This is a genomic window from Cesiribacter andamanensis AMV16 (assembly GCF_000348925.1).
Lineage (GTDB): Bacteria > Bacteroidota > Bacteroidia > Cytophagales > Cyclobacteriaceae > Cesiribacter > Cesiribacter andamanensis.
On the sequence record NZ_AODQ01000034.1, the window covers coordinates 1 to 26,157 of the forward strand.

Annotated in this window: 17 protein-coding genes; 6 read left to right on the forward strand and 11 right to left on the reverse strand. The window is 56.6% G+C overall.

The features are described from left to right. The 3 genes from ADICEAN_RS08250 to ADICEAN_RS08260 all read right to left on the reverse strand — a co-directional run. On the reverse strand, positions 1–1,536 hold a 1,536-nt coding region (locus ADICEAN_RS08250), incomplete at its 3' end, for an efflux RND transporter permease subunit (protein WP_316928517.1). Further along, positions 1,461–1,889 carry a hypothetical protein gene (locus ADICEAN_RS08255; protein WP_009195115.1) on the reverse strand — a complete coding sequence of 143 codons (429 nt, stop codon included), beginning with the start codon at positions 1,887–1,889 and terminating at the stop codon, positions 1,461–1,463. The genes ADICEAN_RS08255 and ADICEAN_RS08250, both read right to left, overlap by 76 nt. 306 nt (positions 1,890–2,195) lie before the next feature. Then, entirely contained in the window at positions 2,196–4,724 is a 2,529-nt protein-coding gene (locus ADICEAN_RS08260; RefSeq protein ID WP_009195116.1) for an outer membrane beta-barrel family protein, read from the reverse strand. Between the two features lie 399 nt (positions 4,725–5,123). Here ADICEAN_RS08260 and ADICEAN_RS08265 point away from each other — a divergent pair, with 399 nt between their 5' ends. The 6 genes from ADICEAN_RS08265 to ADICEAN_RS08290 all read left to right on the forward strand — a co-directional run bounded on the left by ADICEAN_RS08265 (position 5,124) and on the right by ADICEAN_RS08290 (position 14,122). Beyond that, a complete protein-coding gene (locus tag ADICEAN_RS08265) occupies positions 5,124–7,838 on the forward strand; it encodes a cation-transporting P-type ATPase (RefSeq protein WP_009195117.1) in 2,715 nt (904 codons plus the stop codon). Positions 7,839–8,032: 194 nt separating this feature from the next. Next, on the forward strand, positions 8,033–9,160 hold the full coding sequence (gene moeB / locus ADICEAN_RS08270; protein WP_009195118.1) for a HesA/MoeB/ThiF family protein: 1,128 nt from the start codon (positions 8,033–8,035) through the stop codon (positions 9,158–9,160). A gap of 344 nt (positions 9,161–9,504) precedes the next feature. Beyond that, positions 9,505–10,113 carry an HD domain-containing protein gene (locus tag ADICEAN_RS08275; protein WP_009195119.1) on the forward strand — a complete coding sequence of 203 codons (609 nt, stop codon included), beginning with the start codon at positions 9,505–9,507 and terminating at the stop codon, positions 10,111–10,113. Between the two features lie 43 nt (positions 10,114–10,156). Beyond that, complete coding sequence (locus tag ADICEAN_RS08280) at positions 10,157–11,416, forward strand: cysteine desulfurase-like protein (protein WP_009195120.1); 1,260 nt, start codon at positions 10,157–10,159, stop codon at positions 11,414–11,416. 214 nt (positions 11,417–11,630) lie between these two features. Then, positions 11,631–12,350 (forward strand): membrane or secreted protein, encoded by a 720-nt coding sequence (locus ADICEAN_RS08285; RefSeq protein ID WP_201766022.1) that lies wholly within the window; start codon positions 11,631–11,633, stop codon positions 12,348–12,350. A 233-nt stretch (positions 12,351–12,583) separates the two neighbouring features. Beyond that, positions 12,584–14,122: a GH3 family domain-containing protein gene (locus ADICEAN_RS08290; RefSeq protein WP_009195122.1), complete on the forward strand. Its 1,539-nt coding sequence runs from the start codon at positions 12,584–12,586 to the stop codon at positions 14,120–14,122. A 300-nt stretch (positions 14,123–14,422) separates the two neighbouring features. Here the strand turns inward: ADICEAN_RS08290 and glf are convergent, their stop codons facing one another. From glf to ADICEAN_RS08325, 8 genes are all read right to left on the reverse strand, one after another. Beyond that, a complete protein-coding gene (glf, locus tag ADICEAN_RS08295) occupies positions 14,423–15,673 on the reverse strand; it encodes a UDP-galactopyranose mutase (protein WP_009195123.1) in 1,251 nt (416 codons plus the stop codon). 40 nt (positions 15,674–15,713) lie between these two features. Then, a complete protein-coding gene (locus ADICEAN_RS08300; RefSeq protein WP_201766023.1) occupies positions 15,714–16,928 on the reverse strand; it encodes a glycosyltransferase family 1 protein in 1,215 nt (404 codons plus the stop codon). A gap of 605 nt (positions 16,929–17,533) precedes the next feature. Beyond that, complete coding sequence (locus tag ADICEAN_RS08305) at positions 17,534–19,759, reverse strand: family 1 glycosylhydrolase (protein WP_009195125.1); 2,226 nt, start codon at positions 19,757–19,759, stop codon at positions 17,534–17,536. 380 nt (positions 19,760–20,139) lie between these two features. After that, complete coding sequence (locus tag ADICEAN_RS08310; protein WP_009195126.1) at positions 20,140–21,189, reverse strand: UDP-glucose--hexose-1-phosphate uridylyltransferase; 1,050 nt, start codon at positions 21,187–21,189, stop codon at positions 20,140–20,142. Positions 21,190–21,228: 39 nt separating this feature from the next. Then, the gene (gene galK, locus ADICEAN_RS08315; RefSeq protein WP_009195127.1) at positions 21,229–22,395 is read right to left on the reverse strand and encodes a galactokinase; all 1,167 of its coding nucleotides are present in this window, start codon (positions 22,393–22,395) and stop codon (positions 21,229–21,231) included. 46 nt (positions 22,396–22,441) lie between these two features. After that, positions 22,442–22,981: an aldose epimerase family protein gene (locus ADICEAN_RS23540; RefSeq protein ID WP_009195128.1), complete on the reverse strand. Its 540-nt coding sequence runs from the start codon at positions 22,979–22,981 to the stop codon at positions 22,442–22,444. Next, a complete protein-coding gene (locus ADICEAN_RS23545) occupies positions 22,975–23,514 on the reverse strand; it encodes an aldose epimerase family protein (RefSeq protein ID WP_009195129.1) in 540 nt (179 codons plus the stop codon). Before ADICEAN_RS23545 ends, ADICEAN_RS23540 begins: the two co-directional genes overlap by 7 nt. 217 nt (positions 23,515–23,731) lie before the next feature. Then, positions 23,732–25,783: a hypothetical protein gene (locus ADICEAN_RS08325; RefSeq protein ID WP_009195130.1), complete on the reverse strand. Its 2,052-nt coding sequence runs from the start codon at positions 25,781–25,783 to the stop codon at positions 23,732–23,734. Between the last annotated feature and the right edge of the window lie 374 nt (positions 25,784–26,157).

Genomic DNA, 26,157 nt, shown 5'->3' on the forward strand with positions numbered 1-26,157 from the left:
CCCTCTATGCCGGTCAGGGTCATGATGGGGATGAATACGACAATAATGATGAGCACCCCAAAGGCGGCCGATTTGTAGATGGAGGCCGCCGAGCGAGCCACTACCCGGTCCATTTCCGGCTGGCTCAGCTGCTGGCCGGCATGGTAGGCAAAAAAGGGCATGCAGCACCCCCTCCACAATGATTACCGCCCCGTCGATCACAATGCCAAAATCCAGCGCCCCCAGCGACATCAGGTTGGCCGATACCCCAAACAGGTGCATCATGATAAAGGCAAAGAGCAGCGACAGGGGAATGACCGAGGCCACAATAAAACCGGCCCGCAGGTTGCCCAGCAGCAGTACCAGCACAAAGATTACAATAAGCCCCCCTTCCAGCAGGTTGGTTTTGATGGTACCGGTGGTGCGGCCCACCAGCTCGGAGCGGTCCAGGTAGGGGACAATCTTAAGACCATCGGGCAGCGAGGCCTGTACCTCGGCTACGCGCTGGTGTACCCGCTCCAGGGTTTTGGAAGAGTTGGCCCCCTTTAGCATCAGGGTAATGCCGCCTACGGTTTCGCCCTGGCCGTTTCTGGTCATGGCACCGTAGCGGGGTGGATATCCCTCTTCTATGGTGGCTACCTGCCGCAGCAGCAGGGGGGTAGCGCCAGCCTCAGCTCCCCGCACCACAATGGCGCCAATCTCTTCGGGACTGGCTACCAGGCCCTCGGCCCGGATGTAATAGGCACTGGTGCCGCGCTCCAGGTAGCTGCCGCCGGTGTTCTGGTTATTGGCCTCCAGGGCCTGCAGCACATCCTGTACGCTAAGGCCAAAGCTGCGCATGCGGGCCGGGTCCAGGCTCACCTGGTACTGCTTCAGAAAACCGCCAAAGCTGCTTACCTCCACTATGCCCGGGATGCCCGAGAGCTGTCGTTTCACGATCCAGTCGTGGATGGTGCGTAGCTCCATGGCGTTGTACTGATCTTCATAGCCGGGAGCCACTTCCAGGATATACTGGTAGACCTCGCCCAGGCCGGTGGTAATGGGCATCAGCTCGGGCTGGCCAAGCCCTGCGGGAATTTCCTGGCTGGCCAGGCCGATTTGTTCGCTCACAAACTGGCGTGCGTCCGTGGTGCTGACCTCTTCTTCAAATACAACGGTTACCACCGAAAGGCCATAGCGGGAGATGGAGCGCAGCTCCAGCACGCCGGGAATGTTGGCCATGGAGATTTCCAGGGGGTAGGTGATGAGGCGCTCCACCTCCTCGGCCGAGAGCGAGGGCGAGGCCGTCACTACCTGTACCTGGTTGTTGGTGATATCGGGAACCGCATTGATGGGGATCTGGCTGAGCGAATACAGGCCACCGGCAATCAGGGCCAGGGTAGCCAGCGCAATAATGAATTTATTGCGTACAGAAAAAGAATGATCTGTTCGAACATGGTAGTGCCGCTGAGCGAAATTAGAAACTGAAAGGAACGGGGCTATCAGCAGCCGGCTACAGCAACTGACAGAAAGGGGGAGGGGTGAGCAGGGGGTGCCCGAAGGGGAACATCGGTACAGAAGTACTGGAGGGGAACATGCGCGTGGAAGAAACGGCCAAAGGGGAGGCGGTTCCGGTAGAGCTGGGCCAGAAAGAGCAGCAGACTGGCCAGGGCAAAGAGCAACACCCCGGCAAAGCCCAGGTCTGTTGCCGGGAGCTGGCTCTTTTTGAAGATTTCCAGATGATTATCGCCCAGATCGGCCGCAAAAAGAAACTGCAGAAAGCCCACCACCGAGCGGCAGCCTACTTCCTGCAACTGATGCACAGCGGTTTGCACAACAGGCTGGCTGTTGTGCTGGTGCGGCACCAGGGTATGCATGAGCGTAATGCCGTAGGCCAGAAAAAGGAATATGAGCTTCTGCCCCTGTTTCATGTTCTACAAAAATAACACATCTCCAGGAAGATCAGCAACGAAAGAGCAGGAAACTGAAGTCGATGCTCACTAAGCTCCCAGGGGCTAGTGCCGGGCCAAACACAAACATGAATCATCCCAAATGTTAAGGGAAAGATTAATAGCGTGGAGTATAGAATTGATTTACTGGAAAGTTTTTAAAGGGGATCTCGTACCATACTAAAAAGACCTCAGGATTCATGCTGAGGTCTTTTATTAGTGATTATCCCGCTAAAAATTCAGGATGAATCAAGTTTGGCGGGGGGCGCGGGCTGCCGCTGTAACACGCTAATTGCCCTCACCCCCCTGGCTGCCGCCGCTTTTCTGGTCGTCGTTGCGGATGCGGGTGTTGCGGTTTTGGGGGCGGAACTTCATGTCGCCAAAATTATAGCGGAAGCTCAGCCGGATATCGCGCTGCTGGTTGCGAAAGGCCGAGCTCTGGTAGAAGTTTTCGCCCCGTACCTCAGATCTGAACTCAATGAATTCACTGAAGGGGTTGGCAGCCGACAGGCCAATGTTTCCTTTTTCCTTCAGGATATCTTTGGAAATGCCCATGTTCATGAACATATAGGATGGCTGGCGGCCCTGCAGGGTTGGCTGGGCACTGCGGTAAAAGGTAAAGGTATTGGCCTTCCAGCCCTTCCCGAAATTGAAATTAAGGCCTGCATTTCCGCCCGCTACCAGGCCTTTATTGCTCAGGCCCAGCGAGGCGCTGCTTACGTTGTAGGTGCTGGCATCGGCGCTCAGGAACAGGCTTACCCATTTGGTGAACTTGATGTTGGTGAACACATTGGCGCCAAATGCCTGGTTGGTGCCCACATTCAGAAAGGAGCTCAGCGTTACGGTATCCTGCTCGATGCGCTGCAGGCTCTGGAAGGATTCGATCACATCCTGGGTGCTGCGGTAGAAGAGCGAGAGGTTTACCACATTTTTCTTCACCATGGTGTTGAGGGCCAGCTCCAGCTGATCGGTGATCTCGGGAGCCAGTTTGGGATTGCCCTGTGAGATAAATAGGGTGGAGTTCTGGCGGATATAGGGGTTCAGGAAGTAGAGGTTGGGGCGCTGAATGCGGCGGGTGTAGCTGGCCTTGAGGCTGGTCATGGGGGTAAAGGTATAGCTGGCTATAGCACTGGGCAAAAAGCTGCCATAGGCATTATCGGCCGTTAGGTCCCTGTCCCGAAAATCGAAGCCAATGCGGGTATGCTCGTAGCGCAGGCCGGTGATCAGGCTCCATTTCTTGTTGAGCTTGGCATTCAGGGAAGAATAGCCTCCGATCACATCCTGGTCATAGGCAAAGGCATCGGACTGGGTAGGGTCAATTTCAAGACCCTCGCTAATGCCGGGTCCTACAAAAGCGGCAAAATCGCTGGTCAGGCGGCGTACTACAGCTTTGGCACCTATCTCCAGCTTGCCCCACTTGCCAAAGGGTTCGGTATAATCGGCCTGGTAGGTATACTCCAGGTTATCGCTGTCATTGGTATTGTTGTTGGCCAGCGTGCGGGCGCCCTGCTCACTAAAGCGGTTAAGGGTATTGGAGAGGTTACCCGAGAGCTGAAAGGCCAGGGCAATTTCCCGCTCGCTGCCCTCATAGGTGCGGCGAAAATCGTTGGTCCAGTCAAAGGAGGTATTGCTCATGTCCATAAAGCTGTTGCGGCTGATCAGCTCAAAGGGGGTATCGCTGCCTGTGTTAAAGCGGCGGCTGTTGCTCAGTGAGGTAGTGGTGTTGCTGAAGTTGCGCAGGCTTACGGCCGAGTTGACGCTGGTGTAGGCATTGAAATCATAATAGGCGCCAATCTTGCCCGAGAGGAAATCAAAACGGCTTTCGCCTTCGCCTCTCTGAAAAAGCTGCTGGGGGTTCTCGCCCCAGGTTTCGCGGTACAGGTCGTTGCCGCTGCGGCGGGTAAGTCCGTAGTTGCCAAAGAGGTTGCCATTGAGGCCAAAGCGCCCGCGGCCCATGGTAAGGCTACCACCGCCCCCCAGGGCCCGCAGGCCGGCATTCAGGTTCAGGGTGCCCTTCATGCCTTCCATGCCCTTGCGTTTGGTAATAATGTTAACAATGCCGCCGCTGCCCTCCCCATCGTACTTGGCGGTGGGTACGGTTATTACCTCAACCTTCTTGATCTCGTCGGCCGGAATGCTGCGCAGGGCATCGGCCACACTGCCGCTGAAGAGGGTAGAGGGTTTGCCATTGATGAGCAGGCGTACATTGCTATTCCCCCGTAGGGATAGGTTGCCATCCAGGTCTACAGCCAGCATGGGTGTTTTGCGCAGTACATCGGTGGCATCGCCACCGGCCAGGGAGGGGTCGTTTTCGGCATTAAAGACCAGCTTGTCTACATGATGTTCGATGACCTCCTTCTGGCCTGTTACGGTTACCCCTTCCAGGAGCTGGGCCGTTACCGCCAGCTGCACACTGCCCAGGTCGTAATCAGGCTTGGCACCGGTGGTCTGGAAGCTGAGGGTTTTCTTATCATAGCCCAGAAAAGCTATTTCTACCTTATACTCACCAATGGCAATATCCTTGATAGTAAAACTGCCGGCTTCATCACTGAGGGCGCCGTTTACCTGTTTCCAGGGGCTGGCAGCTGCCAGTGAATCAGCGGCCGGTGCGCTGGCAGGAGCGCCTTTGGGGGGGCTGGCCTGTTTGGCAAAAAGGATCACCGTGGCATAGGGGATGGCTGCCCCCGTTTCTGCATCCAGCAGCCGGCCGCTTACTTTGCCCTTTACCGAAGGGGCTGCGCCCGGAAACTGGGCAAGCGCCATGGGGGTGCAGGCAAGCAAAAACAGGCAAATGAGGGGGAGGTAGTATTTTTTCATGCGATCTGGGGTGTGGTATGGCAGCTAAAGTAGGCAGCAGGCCCTCTTGGGGAGCGTAAATGAGCGTTAAATAATGTTAAGGAGAGGTGCGAAAGTGATGAGCGGCGCCATAAGGGGGTGAGCGGATGATCGTTTGGTCTTAAGAAAATAAGGAGACTCATTACCGGCATGAGCGAGGGCATAAAGGCGGCCTGCCCCAGGCGTAGTAGCTGGGGTATCTATGTGTTTTTTCGGCAGAGCAGCTTCCCGGGACAGCAGTCAGCCAGCAATATCAGCCGATGATTAATTTCAGTTGCCTGGGGTAGATCATTGTTTCCCCAGTGCAGGGCTTTTAAATTGTATAGGCAAGCGATAACAAAAAGTTCTTGAGCGGATTTTTCATACAAAACCCCTGTGTATATGCAGCAGCAAGCAGACAAGAACTGGCACAGCATGGATGCCGGCCAGGTTGCAGCAGAACTGGAGGTAAAACCTGATAAGGGGCTCAGCCAGCAGCAGGTTCAGGAGCGCCTGGACACCTACGGACGCAACATCATTAGTCAAACGAAACAGCAGGCGGCCTGGAAACGCTTTCTGCTGCAATTTCATCAGCCGCTTATTTACATACTGCTGGCAGCAACGCTGGTCACCCTGCTACTGTCGGAGTACCTTGATGCGGTAGTGATCTTTGCCGTGGTGTTCATCAATGCCGTTATTGGGTTCATACAGGAAAGCAAGGCGCTAAAGGCAATAGATGCGCTCTCCAAAAGCATGAGTCTGAAAGCCCATGTGCTGCGCGAGGGCAAAAAAAGGGATATTGATGCACAGGAGCTGGTGCCCGGCGATGTGGTACTGGTACAGGCAGGGGATAAATTTCCGGCAGATCTGCGCCTGTTTCAGGCCAGGGACCTCAAGGTAGACGAATCAGCCCTCACGGGTGAATCCCTGGCGGTGGAGAAAAATACCGAAGCGGTAGCGGAAGATTTCATCCTGGGCGATCGTCTGGGTATGGGATTTGCCTCTACCATTATCACCTACGGGCAGGCCAGGGGGATAGTGGTGGCAACCGGCGATGCCACTGAGGTGGGCAAAATCCAACAGTCCATTACTACTGCCGAAGAGCTGGAGACTCCTTTAACCCGCAAGATCAAAAGCTTTAGCCAGCTGTTGCTCTGGGTAATTCTTGGGCTTTCGGCTGTAGTGTTTGTGGTGGGCATGCTGCGGGGCCAGGAGCTGGCCGACAGCTTTATGATTGCCGTAGCCCTGGCGGTTGGAGCCATACCGGAAGGACTACCGGTGGCAGTGACCATCATGCTGGCCCTGGGCGTTTCCAAAATGGCCAAACGGCAGGCCATCATCCGTAAACTGGTAGCCGTTGAGACCCTGGGCAGTACCAATGTGATTTGCTCTGACAAAACCGGCACCCTTACCCAAAACCAGATGACGGTACAACTCATCTGGGCCGGTAGGCAGGAATATACCCTAAGCGGCCTGGGCTATTTGCCACAGGGGGAGATCTGCGAAAACGGACAGGCGGTAGACCTGGCAACCAATCCGGCCCTGAAGCAGTGTCTGCTGGCCGGCATGCTCTGCAATGACAGCCGGTTAAAGGAAAAATCCGGAAGCTGGTCCATCGATGGCGACCCAACGGAAGGGGCCTTGCTGGTAGCCGCCCGCAAAGGAGGCTTTACCGAGGAGCAGCTGGAGCAGGAATATCCCCGTGCCGATTCCATTCCTTTTGAATCGGAACACCAGTATATGGCTACCCTGCACGCTACAGATACCCCCCTTATGTTTGTCAAAGGGTCGCTGGAGGCTATTCTGGAGCGTAGCAGCCAGCAACTTACAGCCGAAGGCAAGGCAGAGCCGCTGGATAAGGAATCAATCAACCGACAGGCCGAAACACTGGCCGCTCAGGGCTTGCGTGTGCTGGCCTTTGCCGTCAAGGAGGCTGCTTCAGGCAAGAAAAGCATTGGCCATCAAGATGCAGCCGAAGGCCTGGTCTTCATTGGCCTCCAGGGCATGCTGGATCCGCCCCGGGCCGAAGCAATTGAGGCGGTCTCACTCTGTCAGATGGCCGGCATTGAGGTAAAGATGATCACCGGCGACCATGCTGTTACGGCGGCTTCCATTGCCGGGCAGATCGGCCTGCAGGGCAAGCGGGAAGGAGAGCGGCTGCTGGCCCTTACCGGCCGGGAACTACAGGCCATGAGTGAAGATCAGCTGCAGGAGGTGGTGCAGGAAACAGCCGTATTTGCCCGCGTAGCACCCGATCAGAAGCTTCGGCTGGTAAAAGCGCTACAGGCCAGGGGCAAGATTGTGGCCATGACCGGCGATGGGGTCAATGACGGACCGGCCCTTAAGCAGGCCAATATTGGCATAGCCATGGGCATTACCGGCACCGATGTGGCCAAGGATGCCGCCGATATGGTGCTCACCGATGATAATTTCTCTTCGATAGAAGGTGCGGTAGAGGAAGGCAGGGGGGTATTTGATAACCTTACCAAGTTCATCGTCTGGACCCTGCCCACTAACCTGGGTGAAGGCCTGGTGATCCTGGCGGCCATTGCGCTGGGTGCCCGATTGCCCATACAACCCGTGCAGCTGCTCTGGATCAACATGACCACCGCGGTGCTGCTGGGCCTGATGCTGGCATTTGAACCTAAGGAGCCCGATGTCATGGAACGCCCACCCCGGCCCGCCGATGACCCGATTCTAAACAAGAACCTGATCATGCGTACCCTGCTGGTAGGGGTGCTCCTGATGCTGGCAAGCTTTGGCCTTTATGAGTGGGAAATCCGGCAGGGAGCCACCATCGCCCAGGCGCAAACGGTGGCTACTACGGTGTTTGTGGTACTTGAATCATTTTATCTGCTCAATTGCCGTTCGTTGATCCGTCCGCTGGGGCAAATCGGGTACTTTACCAACCTCTGGGTATATGCCGGCATAGGAGCCATGTTGCTGGTGCAGGCCCTCTTTATTTACCTGCCGTTCATGAACCTGCTTTTTCATTCCAGTCCTCTGCAGGGCATGCAGCTGCTGCGGATTGGTGCCGCCGGGCTGGGCTTGTTCATCATCGTTACCATCGAAAAAACGATCCGTTACAAGGGTAGTCGATCCAGGGCCGGTAAATAATCCTGAAGGAGGTAGCTACAGGCGGCTGCCGGTACTCCTCCAGGCTCCGCTACCTTCATAATTATGGCTGATGATGCTTGTTACCGCTGGAATCCTTACCTTACTCTATCAAAGGTAAGGAAGCAATGACCATCTCACCCAGTAACGTACACACTAAACCTTATACTCGATACGCCAGATATTAGGGCTTAGGCATGAAACAGACTATGCATTTTGAACGCTACCAGCGGCAGATCATTCTCAAAGAACTGGGGCCGCAGGGCCAGCAAAAACTTCAGCAGGCTAAGGTGCTGGTGATTGGCGCCGGTGGCTTGGGCTGCCCGGTGCTGCTTTACCTGGCGGCGGCCGGGCTGGGCACCCTTGGCCTGGTAGATCATGATGTGGTGTCGCTCACCAACCTGCACCGGCAGGTGGTATATGACATGAGCGACCTGGGACACTCAAAAGCCGAGCGTGCTGCCCAAAAGCTGCAGCGGATGAACCCCGATATAGAAGTGCAGCCTCACAGGGTGCAGCTTACTTCCCAGAATGCCCTGGAGTTGCTGCACGCCTATGACCTGATAGTAGATGCTACGGACAATTTTCCTGCCCGCTACCTGATCAACGATGCCTGTGTGTTACTTGGCAAGCCCCTGGTCTATGGGGCAGTTTCCAGTTTTGAAGGGCAGGTGGCTGTATTTAATTATGCCGGAGAGGGAGGGGAACGGCCTGTTCATTACCGGGATCTGTTTCCCGTTCCGCCGCAGGCTGGGGAGGTTGCCAACTGTGAAGAGGCCGGCGTGCTGGGTGTGCTGCCGGGCATCATCGGCAGCCTGCAGGCAGCAGAGGTACTCAAGATCATAACGGGCATAGGGCAGCCGCTGGCCAACCGGCTGCAGACCGTCAATCTGCTAACCAATGACTGGAATACCTGGGAAATTACCCCCCATCCGCAGGCTGATGCCCAGCGGCCAAAAGATGCAGGGGCGTTTCGGCAGACTGCCTATGAGCAAGCCTGTGGACTGCTGAGCGTGGAGGAGATCACTGCCGGAGAATTTTCCCGCCTGCTCAGCAACAGGCAGGCAGCCATAGTGGATGTGCGGGAGGTAGGAGAACTTCCGCTACTACACGAGTTCCCGCATCTGCAATTGCCACTCTCACAATTGCCCGGGAGTATACCCGCCCTTTGCGGCGATCCGGTCATTGTACTCTGCCAGTCGGGTAAGCGCAGCCAGCAGGCGGCGCGCCTGCTGGCAGAGGCCTTCCCCCAGAAAAAGGTCTATAGCCTGCAAGGGGGGGTGCTTGGCTGGAAAGAGTATCTACACCAGCAGCAGGGGGTCTAGTGCCCTAATTGATCTTCATTCAGCCTGTAGAATGTCGGGATCCGGCAATCGTAAAACGCAGCCGCACGCCATGCAGCATCCAAGGTACGGGATTTCTTTTTATATCCGCCAGAGAGGCCCTAAGCTTCTGCATGGATACCGCTCTCCGGCCCTTGCCAGGGCAGAGGGTAGACGATAAAAAGCTGTAAACAGGAAATGGTGGCAGGAAAAGTGGGCGATGCTGTATAAATGCCCCTTAAATTTTGTAGTTTCTCGCTGTAAACTGGCTGGCTGGCTATTGGAGCCCCTATAGCGGGCGCTCTCCGCCTATAGCCTACTCTTTTTTTGGAACTAACGCTTATTGTATGAGCTCACACGCGCTACACCTGCTGCGCACTACTTTTGGCGATCCGGCAAACAGCGGCAATGCCATGTCACTTCAAGAGGCACAGGAGCTGCTGAATAGCTGGGTAAAAAACGAGCGATTGAAACTGCACATGCAGCAGGTGGCCCACCTGATGAAGGCCTGGGCCCGGGAACGCCTGGGACTGTCGGAAGAGGAGCAGCACCGCTGGTACCTGGCCGGGCTGCTGCACGATGCCGACTGGGACCAGTGGCCCGAGCAGCATTGCCGCCGCATAATCGAAGAGCTGGAAGCCCGCCGGCAGGATCCGGCCATTATTCAGGCCATTGCCTCCCATGGTCCTGCCTATTTTGGTGTGGAGCCCCGCAGTGCCATGGATAAAATGCTCTATGCCTTTGACGAGCTTTCGGGCTTTACCCACGCCTATTCCCTCATGCGGCCCGAAGGCTACAGCGGCATGGAAGTGAAGGGGGTAAAAAAACGCTTGAAAGACAAGACCTTTGCCGCTCAGGTATCGCGGGAGGATATAGCCGATGCCAGCCAGCGGGCGGCTATTCCGCTGGAGGAGCTGATCCAGTTTGTGATCACCCATCAGGCCGATACGGTCTAGGGCCGCGCTATTTCAGGATACCTACTATCTTTTTTCTTTTCGTATGAACACCCCATTTCCCATCCGCTCCGTACGGGCTCATTTTCCGGCGCTTAACCCCAGTGATGGCAGCCTGCCGCTGGTCTATTTTGATGGGCCCGGGGGCACACAGATGGCCAGCCAGGCGCTCATGGGCATGATGACCTACATCAGCCGGGGCATGGCCAACCTGCACGGCCCTTTTCCCACCAGCCTGCGCACCGATGCGCTGCTGCTGGAGGCCCGCGCTGCCATGGCCGATTTTCTGCACTGCCAACCGCAGGAAGTTGCCTTTGGCCAGAACATGACCAGCCTGGCCTTTGCCATTGCCCGCTCGCTCGGCGCATTAGTGCAGCCGGGAGATGAAGTGGTGGTCACCGAAGCAGACCACCGGGCCAATGTAGACCCCTGGGCCAGCCTGGCGCGGGACAGGGGGGCAGGCGTACGCTACATTCCCTTAAACCCAACTACTTACACCCTGGAGCTGGACCGTCTGGAGGCGCTGATCACTCCCCAAACCCGGCTGGTGGCCGTGGGCCTATCGTCCAATGTAACCGGTACGGTTACCGATGTGGAACCTATCATTGCGCGCGCCAAGGCTGTAGGTGCTCTGGTGGTGCTGGATGCCGTGCATGCAGTGCCGCACCTGCCGGTTAATGTTGAGCAGCTGGGCTGTGATGTATTGCTGTGTTCGGCCTATAAATTCTTTGGCCCGCACATAGGCATAGCCGTTATTGCGCAGGCACTCTTTGAAAAACTGCCCGTCTACAAGCTGGAGCCTGCACCGGCCCATATCCCCGATAAGCTGGAAACCGGCACCCAAAACCATGAAGCCCTTGCCGGGCTGCTGGGGGCGCTTGGCTTTATCGAAAGCCTGGGAGAGGGGAACAATCGAAAAGAATGCCTGCAGCGGGGCATGCAGCGGCTGGAAGCCTACGAAAGCGAGCTGGCGGCCTATACCGAACAGCTGCTGCAGAACGTACCCGGCCTAAAATTGTACCGGGCGCCGGCGGGCACAAAGAAAACGCCCACCTTTGCCTTTACCCTGGAGGGGGTGCCCTCATGGGAGGTCAGTCGCTGGTTTGCTGAGCGCCATCAGATGTGTGTGGCCGATGGGCACTTCTATGCCACCACCATGGCCGAAAAACTGGGGGTGCTGGCCGGGGGCGGCTGGGTGCGCATTGGCCTAGCCCCCTACACAAGCCGGGAGGAGCTGGAGCGCTTTCATGCAGCCCTGCTGGAGTTTGTGGCCGAACGGCGGCTACGAGCAAATACCCCTACCTAAAGGATTCATAGCCTGTGCCACTTGCGATGTGGCCTGCCGGTCTGATTTAGTTTTGCGGCTCCGAGTGTGCAATGCCTGTGAGCAGGCCACCCGCCACCAAAAGCGGTCCGCTATGGTCATAAAGGGAGGGGTTTGCTAGCATGCTGCCCGCTGGACCTGGCAAACTCCAAGGCTCTATTTTGGTTGTATGAATACGCACTAATCATCTATTGCCATGCTTGTATTCTCACTTATTATGTCTATGCTCCTGGCCGTGCTGCAGGCTGGGCCCCAGACAGGTAACACAGCCTCCCTGGTAGGCGCCTGGGAGGCCACTATGCCCGAAAATACCAAAGCGCTCTGGATCATGGACGACGATTACTTTGCCAGAACGTATTATAAGGCCGATCCGGCTGAATTTATCGGCACCGAAGGGGGTAAATGGTCCCGGCAAGCAGATGGTACGCTGCTAATCACCTGGGAGTTTAATACCAATGATCCCGGCAAGGTAGGTACTACAGAGCGCATGCCCATTAACCCCCGCGGACAGTATCTGGAAACAGCCAGCGCCAGCTGGAAACGCCTGGACGATGGCACCCCTGGCGCACTCAGGGGCGCGTGGCTCATTACCGGTCGCCAGCTGGACGGCACCATGAACACCATGACCCCTGGCGCCCGCAAGACCATGAAGATCCTCTCCGGCACCCGCTTTCAGTGGATTGCCTATAACAGCGAAACGGGCGAGTTTGGCGGTACGGGCGGAGGCGCCTATACCACCGAAGGAGATACCTATACCGAGCACATCCACTTTTTTTCCCGGGACAATAGCCGGGTAGGCGCCAGCCTTTCTTTTCCGTACGAGCTGAAGGAGGGCAAGTGGCACCACAGGGGCAAAAGCAGCAAGGGCGATCCTATTTATGAGATCTGGTCCAGCCGGCAATCCCTGGGCATCTGAGGCGGATTCAGGGGTAGGTCGCTATTTTTTTTGCCTGAGCGCAGCAGGGGGTGAAGTCAGGCTGCTTGATACCGCTCCTCTGAACCGGGAAATTAGCCCCTGCCGGGCCAACTATTTTGTGCTTTGCCGGTTAAAGATAGAGCGCCGGCTTATGGAGCAAATCGCCCACCTGTCAGAGGGGTGGATTTTTTGCTTCGGCATCGGCCTGACCCACCTTATCTCCACATCCTACTATGGCACTGCTTGGCAAGATCATAAAATCTGCAATTGAATTAACCGAAAAAGTATTACCCGAAAGCTCCCCCCTTGAAAATCAGCAGGAGGTGCTTGTGCAGCTGCTGAAGGAGGCCCGGGATACAGCCTTTGGCAGGCAGTATCAGTTTGCCCGCCTGCTGGAAGCTGAGGATCCGGGCAAGGCCTTTGCCGAAGCAGTTCCCTTTCATGATTATGACAAAATGCATAAGGAGTGGTGGCAGCGGCAGCTAGCCGGTGAGGCCGATGTGACCTGGCCGGGCAGCCCCAGCTACTATGCCCTCAGCTCCGGCACCACGGGCAAGAGCAGCAAGCGCATCCCCGTTACGGACGAGATGCTGAAGGCCATCCGCAAAACGGGCGTCATGCAGATTCTGGCCCTGGCTAACTTTGACCTGCCGGCCGATTTCTACGATAAGGAGGTGATGATGCTCAGCAGCTCAACCGACCTGGTGCAGGCCGGCGACCATCTGGAGGGGGAGATCAGCGGCATATCCGCCAGCAACATACCGGCCTGGTTTAAGGGCTTTTACCGGCCCGGCGATGAAATAGCTTCCCTCAATGACTGGGACGAGCGGGTTGCGCGCATAGCCCAGCAGGCAAAAGACTGGGACGTGGGGGGGCTAAGCGGCATCCCCACCTGGAATGAGCTGATGCTCAAAAAGATCATCGAGTACCATAAGCTGAAGCATATTCACGAGCTCTGGCCCAACCTGAGTGTTTTTACCTCCGGGGGGGTAGCCTTTGAGCCCTACCGCAAAAGCTTTGAGGCCCTGCTGGGGCACCCCATTACCATTATTGATACCTACCTGGCGTCCGAGGGTTTTCTGGCCTACCAGAACCGCCCCAATGAGGCCATGGCCATGAAGCTGGCCACCAACTCGGGTATTTACTTTGAGTTTGTTCCCTTTAAACCGGAGAATATCGATGAGCAGGGCAATCCCCTGCCGCAGGTAAAGGCCCTGCGGCTGGATGAGGTAGAAGCGGGACAGGATTATGCCCTCATCATTTCCACCGTATCAGGGGCCTGGCGCTACCTGATTGGCGATACGGTGCGCTTTACCGATGTGGAACGGGCAGAGATCATTATCTCCGGCCGCACCAAGCATTTCCTCAATGTGGTAGGGTCACAGTTATCCGTGCTGAAGATGAATGAGGCCATACAGGCACTGGAAAAGCAGTTTGACCTGGCCATTCCTGAATTTACCGTAGCCGCCGTAAAGCCTGAGCAGGAGTACATACACCACTGGTACCTGGGCCTTGAGGGCCAGGCCGATGAGGAGGCCCTGGCCCGGGAGCTGGATGCCTACCTGCAGGAGGCCAACAAGAACTATGGGGTAGCCCGCTCCAGAGCGCTGAAGGGGGTAAAGGTAACGGCCGTATCGCCAGACGTTTTTTATGCCTGGAACGAGCAGGAAAAGAAAATGGGCGGACAGGTAAAAATGCCCCGGGTGATGAAAGAAGAAGAGTTTGCAAAATGGCAGAAATTTGCCGATGCCCAGGGGCAGGCAGCCGGGTAAGGGCAGCAAGCAGGCGGATAGTTATACATCAAGCCCGCTACCGCATCCGTCATTCCCCTGTTGAGGGGAATCTGCAAGCTTTTAGGGCAACAGCTATCGCTCCTCAACAAAAAGCCTGATCCATGCGAAGGTGTGCCTGCCTTCGCCAAGGGGGATTCGTTTCGTATAGAAACGCTCCGGGAATAAATTCATAATTCACGTTTTATCAGATAATTTCTGACCAGCTGATACTAAACACCCCTGGCGAGCCTTGCTTGCCAGGGGGTATAGTTGCTGGTTGGGATATCTTAAATGGAATGCTTAGTGCTTACCATTCTGTTTGCCATTCCCATTCCCATTAGTGGAGAGGGTGCTCGCCAGCTCCTTCAGTGCTTTGACTTTTAATTTACTTCCACCACTGCTGCTGTCGGTACCTTTCAGGTGGAGGGGCGCTCTGTCTTCCAGTAGCTGCTCTTTTTCTTTTGTGGCGGACAGCTTCTTAAAGAGCGTAAGGGCCTGGGCCACTACCTGATCCATATTATAGTAGCGGTAGGTAGCCAGCCGGCCTACAAAATACACTCCAGGGGTATCATCGGCCAGCTTTTTATACTTGTTATAAAGCGCCGCATTCTCGGGTTTGGGCACCGGGTAGTAGGGGTCGCCCTCCGCCTTGGGGTACTCGTACACAATGCTGGTCTTGGGGTGCTGCTGCCCGGTCAGGTATTTAAATTCCGTAATGCGCGTAAAGGGGTGCTCATTGGGAAAATTTACCACCGGAGCAGGCTGGTGCACGGATTCATCCAGGGTTTCATGCTTGAACTCCAGGGAACGGTAGGGGAGTTTACCCCACTTGAAATCAAAATACTCATCTACCGGACCGGTATAGATCATCTCCCGGAAGGGGATCAGATCTAGTATCTCATGGTAATCCGTATTGAGCATGATCTTGATGTTGGGGTGGTCCAGCATGCGCTCAAACATGGCTGTGTATCCCCTAAGCGGCATGGCCTGGTAGGTGTCGGAAAAATACCGATCGTCTCGGTTGGTGCGCACCGGCACCCGCGAGGTGACGGACTTATCCAGCTCAGAGGGGTCCATGCCCCACTGTTTGCGGGTATAGTTGCGGAAAAATTTTTCGTAGAGCTCCCGGCCTACCCGGCTTACCACCACATCTTCTGAGGTGCGCAGGGGGCTAATGTTCTCGGCCCTGGACTGAAAGAAATCTTCTACCTCAAAGGAGGTCAGGTTCAGGCCATACAGTTGGTTAATGGTATTGAGGTTAATCGGGATGGGTACCAGCTGCCCGTCTACGCTGGCCTGCACCCGGTGCTCATAGGGCCGCCATTCGGTAAACTGCGAAAGGTAGTCAAATACCTCACTGGAATTGGTATGAAAGATATGGGGGCCATATTTATGGACCAGTATACCCTCTTTGTTGTAATGGTCATAGGCATTCCCGCCTATATGGTTGCGCTTATCTATGATGAGCACTTTTTTATGGAGCTGAGAGGCCAGGCGCTCGGCCAGTACACTTCCGGCAAAGCCTGCCCCCACGATCAGATAGTCAAACATTGTTCTCCTCCTCGGTTAAATTTGTAAAAATGCGGCTCTTTCAGGCCTTTTTTTGCTGCTGCAGCACATCTTGCATCAGGCTGAGCATGCCCTGCCAGGTCTGGTCCCAGGAGATCTGGCTCAGGAAGGCATCTACCCGTGCCTGCCATTCCTCATCCTGGTGCTGCAGGAGAGCCTGCTCAATGGCCGCACAAAACTCCTCCGGGCTGCCGGCTATGTGCACCAGCTGCTGCTCTCCATAGGGGCGCACCACATCCCGGATGGGGGTTGACACCACCGGCTTGCCGGCAGCCAGGTATTCCGGCGTTTTGGTGGGGCTGATAAAGCGGGTAGATTCATTGAGGGCAAAGGGCAACATGGCCACCTGCCAGCTGCTGAGGTAGGCCGGCAGCTCGGTATAGGGCTTGCCCCCCAGGTAGTGCAGGTTGGGGCGGCGGGGCAGATCGGCGGGATCAATTTTCACCACCGGCCCTATGAGGATCAGCTGCCAGTCGGGCCGGGCGTCGGCCACTGCCGCCAGCAGGTCCAGATCGGCCCGCTCATCCAGCACCCCAAAAAAGCCAATGCGGGGCTCAGCAATGGCGGCCTGGTCGGCAGGCTGGGGCAGCGGCCGGCGCGCCTGGCCAAAATGCGCCTTATCAATACTGCTGGGGAAGGCATACACGCGGGGGTGCTGATGCTGCTTGGCCTCATATAGGCTCTGACCGCCGGTAAAGACCAGATCGGCCTTCTGGAAGAGTTGCTGCTCCAGTTCCTTGAGGCGCTCCGGTGCAAACTTAAAGGCCGAAAGCTCATCCATGCAGTCGTAGACGGTAAGCAGCGGGCTAAAATGATCGGTAAAGCCCAGCGACATGGGGGTATAATACCAGAAGATGTAGTGCTTAAGGTCCTGCTCGGCAAAGAAGCCATCGAGCAGCCGGCGCTGTTCTGCTTCAATTTGGGCTGGCGAAAGGCCATGGGGCAGGTGCGCCACCACCAGCTGAACGCCCCCATCCCGGGGGGAAACGTCCAGCCAGGACGTTTCCGGTCCGTCAAAATGGGGTTCTTCTACAAAAAATACGCGGGTATGCCGGGCAAAGCGGGAGAGCAGGTGCTGGGGGCGCTGGTATACAAAATCCCAGCGCAAATGCGAGAGGCATACCAGATCAGGAAGGTTGGCGGCTTGTGTATTGCCGGCCACATGGGCAGTAGGGTGTGAGGAGGAGGTTGCCTTGGGCTGCGCTGCAGCAGTTGGGGCGCCTGTCGCTGCAGGCATCGCTGTATCTTGGTTTTCTTTATACATAGATGAAAAAAATGAATGCCTGCCCTTCTATAAAAAATCAGGGGCAGGGTTGGATAGCAAAAAAGTGCAGGGCTACAGTAATGCCCTTCTGGCAGAGCGGTACTATGGTTGGTGATTTAACTTGAATGAAGGGGAAAAGTTGCGTTAAAAAGTAGGTGTGAGAAAAGTTTTGTTTATATAAGATTTCCGGGAAGATTTTTTTGATCCCAAAATATCAGAGGGCCGCTCTTCGGCCTACTGCAGAGCATAGCGGGTTGCCAAAAAGTAGCTTTACCGGTAGTATACGGCAAGCTGAGTCTGAACGGAATTTAAAATGCCGGTAGTGCAGAAGAGAATCCGGCGCCCGGCTGCCCTGCATGCCCTTACAAAAACCAGTGCCGAAAAATAGATGCATAAGAGGCATCTTTACACGCAGATTTCCAGCCCATTCCCCCTGCTGTGCGGCGCAGCTTCAGGGTGGTGAAAAGTTGGAGCGTCTGGTTCTGGCGAGCCTTGAAAGTGAGTTATCCAGGCTTGCCGGAAGCTGGCTTGCCTTATATGTTGCTTATTGTTGTGGGTGCGCTCCCCAGAGGTTTTGCCTAAACCGGAGAGAGGGTCTCGGCTTCTCTCAGGTACCGCTCTATGGCATCCTCTAAGCCCGGGAGTAATAGGCCCCGCTCGCTGCCCAGGGCGCTGTAGCCGGGGCGGGGCGCTCTAAATCCCAGCGCACTGCCTTTAGCTGGAAGGATCAGCTGCCGGTTCAGCCCCGCAATCTCGGCCGTACGCAGGGCAAAATCGGCCCAGGAAACTTCCGAGGGATTGGTCAGGTGCCAGATGCCGGAGGCCTTGTCGATGAGCAGGTCCAGGCTGTTGTGCACCAGGTCGGGCACATAGGTAGGTGATACCACATGTTCGCTGGAAGCGGTAAAGACCCGTTGCTCCTCCAGCGCCCGCAGCATCAGGGTAATAAAGTTGTACTCATCCCAGGGTCCAAAGAAAGAACTGGTGCGGATGATCAGCGCATCGGGATGAAGGCTAAGCACCTTCTGCTCTGCATAGAATTTAGACAGGCCATAGACATTCAGCGGCGCTGCCGGCTTGCTTTCCAGATAGGGGGTCTTTTGCCTGCCATCGAAGACCAGGTCGCTAGAGAAAGTGATAAGCTGGGTGCCATAGCGACGGCATGCCTCTGCCAGCAGTACGGGTCCCTGCGTGTTTTCCAGAAAACATTGCTCCTTATGCTGTTCAGCGTCATCTACCCGTACAAAGCCGGCTGCGTTTACTACCGCCCAGGGCTGGTGCTGCTGCAGGGCTGCTTCTATGGAGGCAGCACTGGTAATGTCCAGCTGCTGCCGGTTCAGGATCGTATAGGCGAGGTTGCGGATATCGCAAATCCGTGCAAAGGCGCGGCCCAGGGTGCCGGTAGCCCCTGTGATGAGCAGGGGGGCAGCTGCCGGGGCCAACAGTACGCCGCGTTCAATGGCCGTTACCTGGGGTAATTCCCGGGCACTGGGCGTACTGCTGTAGTGCAGGTCCAGGTGATGAGGGTTGGTGACTTTCCACCAGCCGCCGGCACTCAGCACCGGGTGAGAGGGGTATTGCCCGGACGCCAGTTGCCGGATCAGCCAGGCCAGAGCGGTGGGCCGGGGGGTACCGGTCCGTACATCAAACACCCCGGATTCATAAAAATTATTAGGCTGGGTGATGAGGGTGTTCCAATCATAAGCGCCAAAGAGCGACCAGGCTGTAATGCCCCGCACATCGGCTCCCTCAGCTTTCAGACGGCTCACAGCTTCCCAGGCTTCCATAAACCAGCGCAGCTGCTCCTCCCGGCTGGCGCCCAGGTGCACTTCGGTAAGGGCCAGGGGCAGGCCGTAGCGGTTAAGCGCTTCTTTCAGAAGTTGATAATGCCCGGCGCGCTGGTGAATATCCGCCCGCACTACTTCCACATCGGCATAGCGGTGGCGGCCATTGCCTGCATGCGACCAGGCAGGATAGGCGTGCAGGTTTTCATCCAGGTAGCGCTCGCTGGTAATGTAGTGGTTGAGGCCCATAATATCGGGTGGGCAGGGGGTTTCGGCAAAGTAGGCCAGCTCTGCCTCCGCTACCTTCCCGGCATGCAGCAGGTAGTCGCTAAACAGGGTGTTGTCTCCCATTTTTCCGCAGAGCAGGTCAAAGGAGGCCCAGCGCCGCTGGTTCTCAAAATCGCGCTGGTAGGCCAGCTTTTCGGTGCTATGGCATTTGCCCAGGTCTTCGGTTTGTACCAGCTTTGCCTCGGGAATGGGGCCCCGAATGGCCTGCATGGCCATGATGGTGGCTTTGCACTGCAGCAGCAGGGCTTTGGCAAAGGCGCTGGACGAGCGTTTGTGCGGATACCAGTGTCCGTAAAGGCAGCTGAAGCGTGCCGTAGTAAGGGGTTCGTTAATGGGGGTGAAATACCGTAGCCAGGGGTAGCGCTCGGCCACCGCCAGGGCAAATTCGGTAAACTTCTCCGGAAAATCGGGGTCCAGCAGGTGGGTGTAGCGGGGGCCGCTGCCGTGGTGCAGCAGCCCGGCAATGGGGGTGATGCCCAGTTCCTGCAGGCAGGCCAGGCGCTCATCGGCCCAGGACCAGTCGGCTTTTTTGATGCCCTGGGGTGCTATTTTTTCCCACAAAAGGGGATAGCGCACTGTTTTGATGCCTAGTTCGGCTATTAGCTTCAGGTCACTGATGCGCTCCCAGTGCCCATTGCGGATCAGCTGATCGCCATAAGTATTTTGCAAGCGGTGTACGGTGCATTCAATGCCTCCCCAGAGGGGAATGGCGTTTTGGGTTTGTTCAGCCATGGAGGTGGGATCTTGGAAGCATAGGGCAAGCCCTGGTGATTAAAAAATTAGGGGTACGCCCGCGTATCCAGGGGTGTCTTTAGCCTGGGGATTTACGGACTACAGCACTTCTGCTACATAATGGGATGGGGGTATGTGCTTCATCACAGGTTAAAAAATACTAGCTACCCAGCTTGGGCTTTTGCGCGGCTTAAGCAGGCTGCAACCCGCAGGTGAAATTGAAGCAGCGTTGCCTGCTGCCTGCCACCCCCATGCAGCAGCTGTAAAGCAAAACTCAGCGAACGGTAAAATGTTGCAGCCTGCATCTATGCTGATTTTGCCTTTTCTTACTGGTGTTAGGGCTCCGCTACTTCCTGTGAAGATTGGTGGGGTAGGCTGGCTTATTGCCTTGCTTTATAATGCACGCTGGCTTGTTCCCGTAGCATTCTGGCGGCTCCCTCGGGGGTGATGTCCCGCTGGGGGTTGGCCAGCATTTCATAGCCCACCATAAATTTGCGTACGGTAGCCGATCGCAGCAGGGGGGGGTAGAAGACCATGTGCAGCTGCCACTCGGGGTGCTCCTGCCCATCGGTAGGGGCCTGGTGCAGACCGGCCGAGTAGGGAAAGGAAACCGAAAACAAGTTGTCGTACAGTATGGTGAGCCGCTTGTAGGCCGCTGCCAGCCCCCCGGCTTCGGCAGCGCTAAGCTGACCAATATGGGCAATGGGCCTGCGGGGCACAAGCATAGCCTCAAAGGGCCAGATGGCCCAAAAGGGTACCAGGGCCACAAAATGCTCTTCCTCAAATAAAATGCGTTCCCCCTTGTGGAGCTCAGCCTGCAGGTACTCCAGCAGCAGGGGACGCTGGTGTTGCTGGTAGTAACGGCTGAACTGCTTTTGTTTTTTGGCCGGCTCATCGGGCAGCGACTCCTGGGCCCAGATCTGCCCATGGGGATGCGGGTTGGAGCAGCCCATGGCCTGACCCTTATTTTCAAAGATCTGCACCCAGTTAACCCAGTCCAGGCTGCCCAGCTCCTTATATTCCTGCTGCCAGAGAGCCACCACAGCAGCAATATCGGCTAGGTCCATTTCCGGAATGGTCAGATCATGCCGGGGCGAGAAGCAGATTACCTTGCAAATGCCCCGCTCGCTTTTGGCCAGAAAAAACTCCCCCTCCTGCATGCTGCCGCCGGGTACATCTTCTGAGAGGGCAGCAAAATCATTTTTAAAGACATAGGTGCCTGTGTAGGGCGGATTCTGCTCGCCCCCTGCGCGGGTATTCCCAGGACACAGGTAACAGCCCGGGTCATAGGGGGGGCGTTTGGCCTCGGCCACTTTTTCCTGCTGGCCCTGCCAGGGGCGTTTGGCCCGGTGGGGCGATACCTGCAGCCACTCTCCCGTAAGGGGGTTGTAGCGCCGGTGCGAATGTTCTTCAAAATTGAACTGCTTCATAGGAAGGGAATAAAAAAGGTGGTGTGCAGCCGAGACAGGTTAAGCTACCTGATCTGGATTCAGTATACTGGTACCCCCGCGTATGGCTACTTCATAGTGCTTCAGGGCAATGCCAAAGGCCTGCAGGTAGGCGGGGCCTGCTGCAGCCAGAAAGGCCTCTTTGTTGGCGCTCTTTACCAGGTTAAGGGTGCAACCTCCAAACCCACCCCCCATCATGCGGGCGCCGGCCACTCCAGCCTGCTCTTTGGCAAAGTTTACCAGAAAATCCAGCTCGGAGCAGCTAACCTCATATTGGCTGGAGAGTCCTGCATGCGAGCCCCACATCTGGTGGCCAAAGCCCGGGATATCGCCCATTTTGAGCAGCTCGCAGCCCTGCAGCAGGCGTTCATTTTCGTCCAGCACATAGCGGCAGCGCTTCATCACCAGGGGGGGGAGCTCCGCTGCTGCTTCCTGCAGCATGGCAGGGCTAACATCGCGCAGGCTTTGTACGTGAGGATGCCGGCGGCGTACGGCGGCCACCCCCTGCTCGCACTCCAGTCGGCGGGTGTTGTACTCAGAACTGGCCAGGGAGTGTTTTACTTGCGTATCGAGCAGAATGAGCTGGTACTCCTGCAGCTGCAGCGGAAAATAGGTATAGTCCAGCGAGCGGCAATCGAGCTGAAGGGCATGGCCCTCTTTGCCCATAACCGAGGCAAACTGATCCATAATGCCACACTGCACGCCGGCAAAGGTATGCTCGGCCTTCTGGGCAAAGCGGATCAGCAGTTGCCGGTCGATGCGCAGATCAAACAGTTCGCTCAGCGCAAAGGCCGTGCCGCACTCAAGCGCAGCCGAAGAAGAGAGGCCCGCCCCCATGGGGATATCGCCCCCAAATACACAATCGAAGCCCTGCAGGGGGTAGCCTGCTTTTTGCAGCTGGTCCACTACGCCCAGCAGGTAATTGGCCCAGCCGGTTTGGGAAGGACGGAGCTCCTGCAGGGGCACCTCTAGCTGCTGCTGATAATCGAGCGAATACAGCCGGCAGCGGTCCAGACCATTGCGGCCCACGGCCAGGATCATTTCCTTGTCGATGGCTGCCGGCAGTACAAAGCCCTCATTGTAGTCGGTATGCTCACCAATGAGGTTGATGCGGCCCGGGGAGCGCACCAGCAGCGGCTGGCCGCCAAACAGACGGGTAAAGGTGGTGGCAATAGGATGTGGATTCATAAACGTGGGGCACGACAAACAGTGCCGGAAAGGTAAGAGAAAGGGATCATTTTACCGAAAAGCGATAGACCGTCTGGCTCTGATACGTCTGGCCCGGTTCCAGCACCACCGAGGGGAAATGGGGCTGGTTGGGAGCATCCGGAAAGTGCTGAGTCTCCAGGCAAAATCCCCAGTGTTTCTGATAGAGTATACCCCCTTTGCCCTGCAGGCGTCCGTTCAGAAAGTTGCCGGTGTAGAGTTGTATGCCCGGTTCGGTGGTGAGCACCTCCAGCTGGCGTCCGCTGGCCGGTTCCAGCACTGTGGCTGCCGGCCGCAGCAGGCCGGTACTCTCTCCCAGCACCCAGCAATGGTCATAGCCCCCGGCCAGCTGCAGCTGCTCATCCTGCTCCTGCAGGCGGGTACCAATGGGGGCGGGGGTTCGCAGGTCAAAGGGACTGCCGGCCACCTCCCGCAGCTCGCCGGTGGGAATGAGCGTGCGATCTACCGGCAGATACTGGCGGGCATGCAGCGCCACTTCATGCCTGAGCACATCATGGACCGGATGCGGATTCAGGTTGAAATAGGTGTGGTTGGTGAGGTTCAGCACGGTGGGGCATCTGCATGGGCCTCGTAGCTAATGCTGAGGGCATCATCCTGACTAAGGGCATAGGTTACCTGCACAGCCAGCTTGCCGGGATAGCCCTCTTCGCCGGCCTCACTGATGTACTCCAGCACCAGGCCCACCTCATGCCCGGCGGTAAAGGGGGTGGCTTTCCATACCTGCTTGTCAAAGCCCTGCAGCCCGCCATGCAGGTGGTTGGGGCCGTTATTCTGCGCCAGCCGGTATTCCTTTCCCCCAAGGCGAAAGCGGCCGCCGGCAATGCGGTTGCCATACCGACCGATGATGGCGCCAAAATAGGGATTCTCCTCCAGGTAGGTAGGGGAACGGTAGCCCTCCAGACTCTCAAAGCCCAGCACTACATCTTCCAGCTTACCCTCCCGGTCGGGCGCCCGCAGGGCCACCACAATGCCTCCGTAGTTGGTGATATCTACACTAATCCCCTTGTCATTGGTGAGGGTGTACAGATCGATGGGAGTTGTCTCATCCAGAGAGCCAAATGCATTTTTTTCTACCTTCATACGCTGTTTTCTTCTTAGGACTTTCAGCACCTGCCGGTTGATTGCCGGCAGGCAGCCTGTCGGTGGGCAGCAGGAGTCTATTAGCAAACCACAACTGGAGGAGAGTGTTTTTGGAAAGCAGGGCAGCCCCTGAGGGGGTACTCGGCTCCAGAGCGGATCAAAATACACAATTTTGATAAAAAAGCCCCTTCCGGACAGGGAAGGGGCATAATCTATATTATAGGTACCGCTGAAGGAAGTTGGCGGCCCGGTTATCGGTAAGCAGCTCCCAGATGGAGCTCACCGTCCAGCCCGGGGCAAAGAGATCGTTGTAAAAGCCCTTGCCAAAATGGCCGTAGTCCCAGTCGGTATGCTGCACTACCTCAGGGTAATAGCCCTCCTTGGCAATGCCGGCCATGCGGCCCTCATAGGGCAGTAGTTGCTCCCGCATGGAAGAGCGGATTACCTTGGCAAAGTCGGCAAAGCGATGCTCCCCGGTTTCCTGTGCCAACCATTTGAGCACCTCATCAAACTCAAAGACATAGACATCAATGTGGTTGTTTTCTACCGACACATTGCCCCAGCCCCGGCTTTTCAGGCCCAGGTCGCCCAGCATCTGTCCCTGGGCAAAGGGTACATCCCAGGTATAGTACCAGGAGAGGGTAAAATACGCCGCCTGCCTGGCCAGAGAGGTATAGCGGATCTTTTCGCCCCCCTCGCTCACCAGGGCCATGTAGTAGAGGGCCACCACGGCATAGAGAGAAGCTTCCTTGTCCTCACAGTCGGCATCGAGCGTTGAGGAGAAGTAATCTGATTTGGAGATGATCTCTTTCTCCTGGTAGTCGATTACCCGGCGGGCGGCCCTCAGGTAGCGCACCTGGCCAAAGTAAGCATAGGCCATCACCAGCGCAGGCACGGCCGAGGGAGAGCTGCCCCCCACGGCATCCTCAAGCGTTCCATTGCCCCTGAACTTGCGCGGAAAGCTGCCATCGGCCTGCTGCAGTCCCAATAGGGCATCCAGCAGCTTTAGCAGGCGCAGCTCCCAGAGGGGATGGTGGCGGCCCTGCTGCTTTTCATAGTCCAGGTAAAGCAAAATGGCATAAATGCCCTCGGACTGGCGTCGTATGGAGTAGACCCCCTTGGGAACCGGATAGCCATGAAACTCGCCTACCAGTTCCCGAATAAATCCTTCTTTTGAAAAGCCCCATTTCTCGTAGCTGTTCATCACCGAATAGGCCATTTCCTCCAGGGGGGCATCGCCCTGCTCCCGGGCCCACTCCAGTGCGTTAAAGGCATTGAGCAGCACACGGCCCACAAAACCAACCTCCAGCAGCTTGCCCGGGCTACAGGTAGCCGTTTCAAGGTGCACGCCTGAAAAGCCCCGGAGCCTGCCTACGCTTACGTACGATTCATGGTAGAAGCGGCTCAGGACCCGTTTGATCTCGGCATCCGATAGGGTATTGCTGCTGACTTCCCGGGGCTGAAAGAGGTCATAGGAACGGGTCCAGATCTGCCGCATATAATCGGCATAGTCGTAGGCCTGCAGGTTCAGGATTAGGTAGCGCAGTTGTATGTGTTCGCCTTTCTGCAGCAGTCTGAAAGCAGTAGTAGGGGCGCCCAGGCTCAGCTTGCGGTAGTAGCTGTGAGGGGCTTCGCAATAGGGGTAGGAGAAGGAAAGATGGGGTACATCTGCTTCTTCGCCAAAACCCAGCGCCCCCAGGTCGGAGGGTCCGCTCAGGATCACCTCCCCGCGGCTATGCGGGCTCAGGGCATGCTCTACTATGGGGTCCATGCGCAGGAGGGAGTAGCTACTCTTTTGCTGCCGGTCAAAAATGCCGGTTAGCGGACTGCTCAGGCGGTCTTCCCGCACCATCCAGCCGGTACTGATGCGGGCAGAGGGGGTATTTTCGGGTGAGCGCAGGTTTTTGCGGTACCAAAAGCCGGGCAGCAGCAGATCGGACGCCTCGTAGGAGAAGCCGCTGGCTTCCAAACGGCCCTGTAGATGAAAATATGTTTTTTCCCGGGCCTCGATGTGCAGCTGCAGTTCTACACCGCCCCCCTGGTGGGGCTGCAGGCGCTGGAGGATCTGCAGGGGCAGCTCGCTAGCCGCTTGCAGATAATCCCCCTCTGCCAGCTGCAGCGAGTGCATGCTGGCGGCATCGCCGGGTAGCTTGAGCAGTAGCGATAGGCGCAGATGCTTTTTGAGCGCATCGGCAAGCTGAGGGCTGGCCGGGCCGCTGCTGCCATCGGTCCAGAGATACCGTTCTATGGATGATTCGATCTGTATCATAGGGGTTGCTCTTTATCAGAAGAGCCGCTATACAAAATTGGATCCTGTCTTGTCTGTAGTGGGGGAGAAGGAATAGCGTGTAGGTGGCTGTTCTATACAGCTGGAGATGCAAAAAGCATGCCTGAGTGCGGGTTACAGGCTCAGAATGCTGATGGCTACTACCAGATCCTCCTTCACGCTTTCCTGCTCCGGGTAGTAATCAAGGTACAAGTTACGCAGGCTTGCTTGTACTTTACCGCTAAATCTGCTCCCGGAACATGCATTGCCTGATCAACCCCAGAACGGCTCAGGAGTGTGGATATTTTCCGCTGATCACCAGAAGGTTCCGAAAAAGTGTGAGCGGATGGGGCAGTAGCAGGGGGTGCGGGTTCATG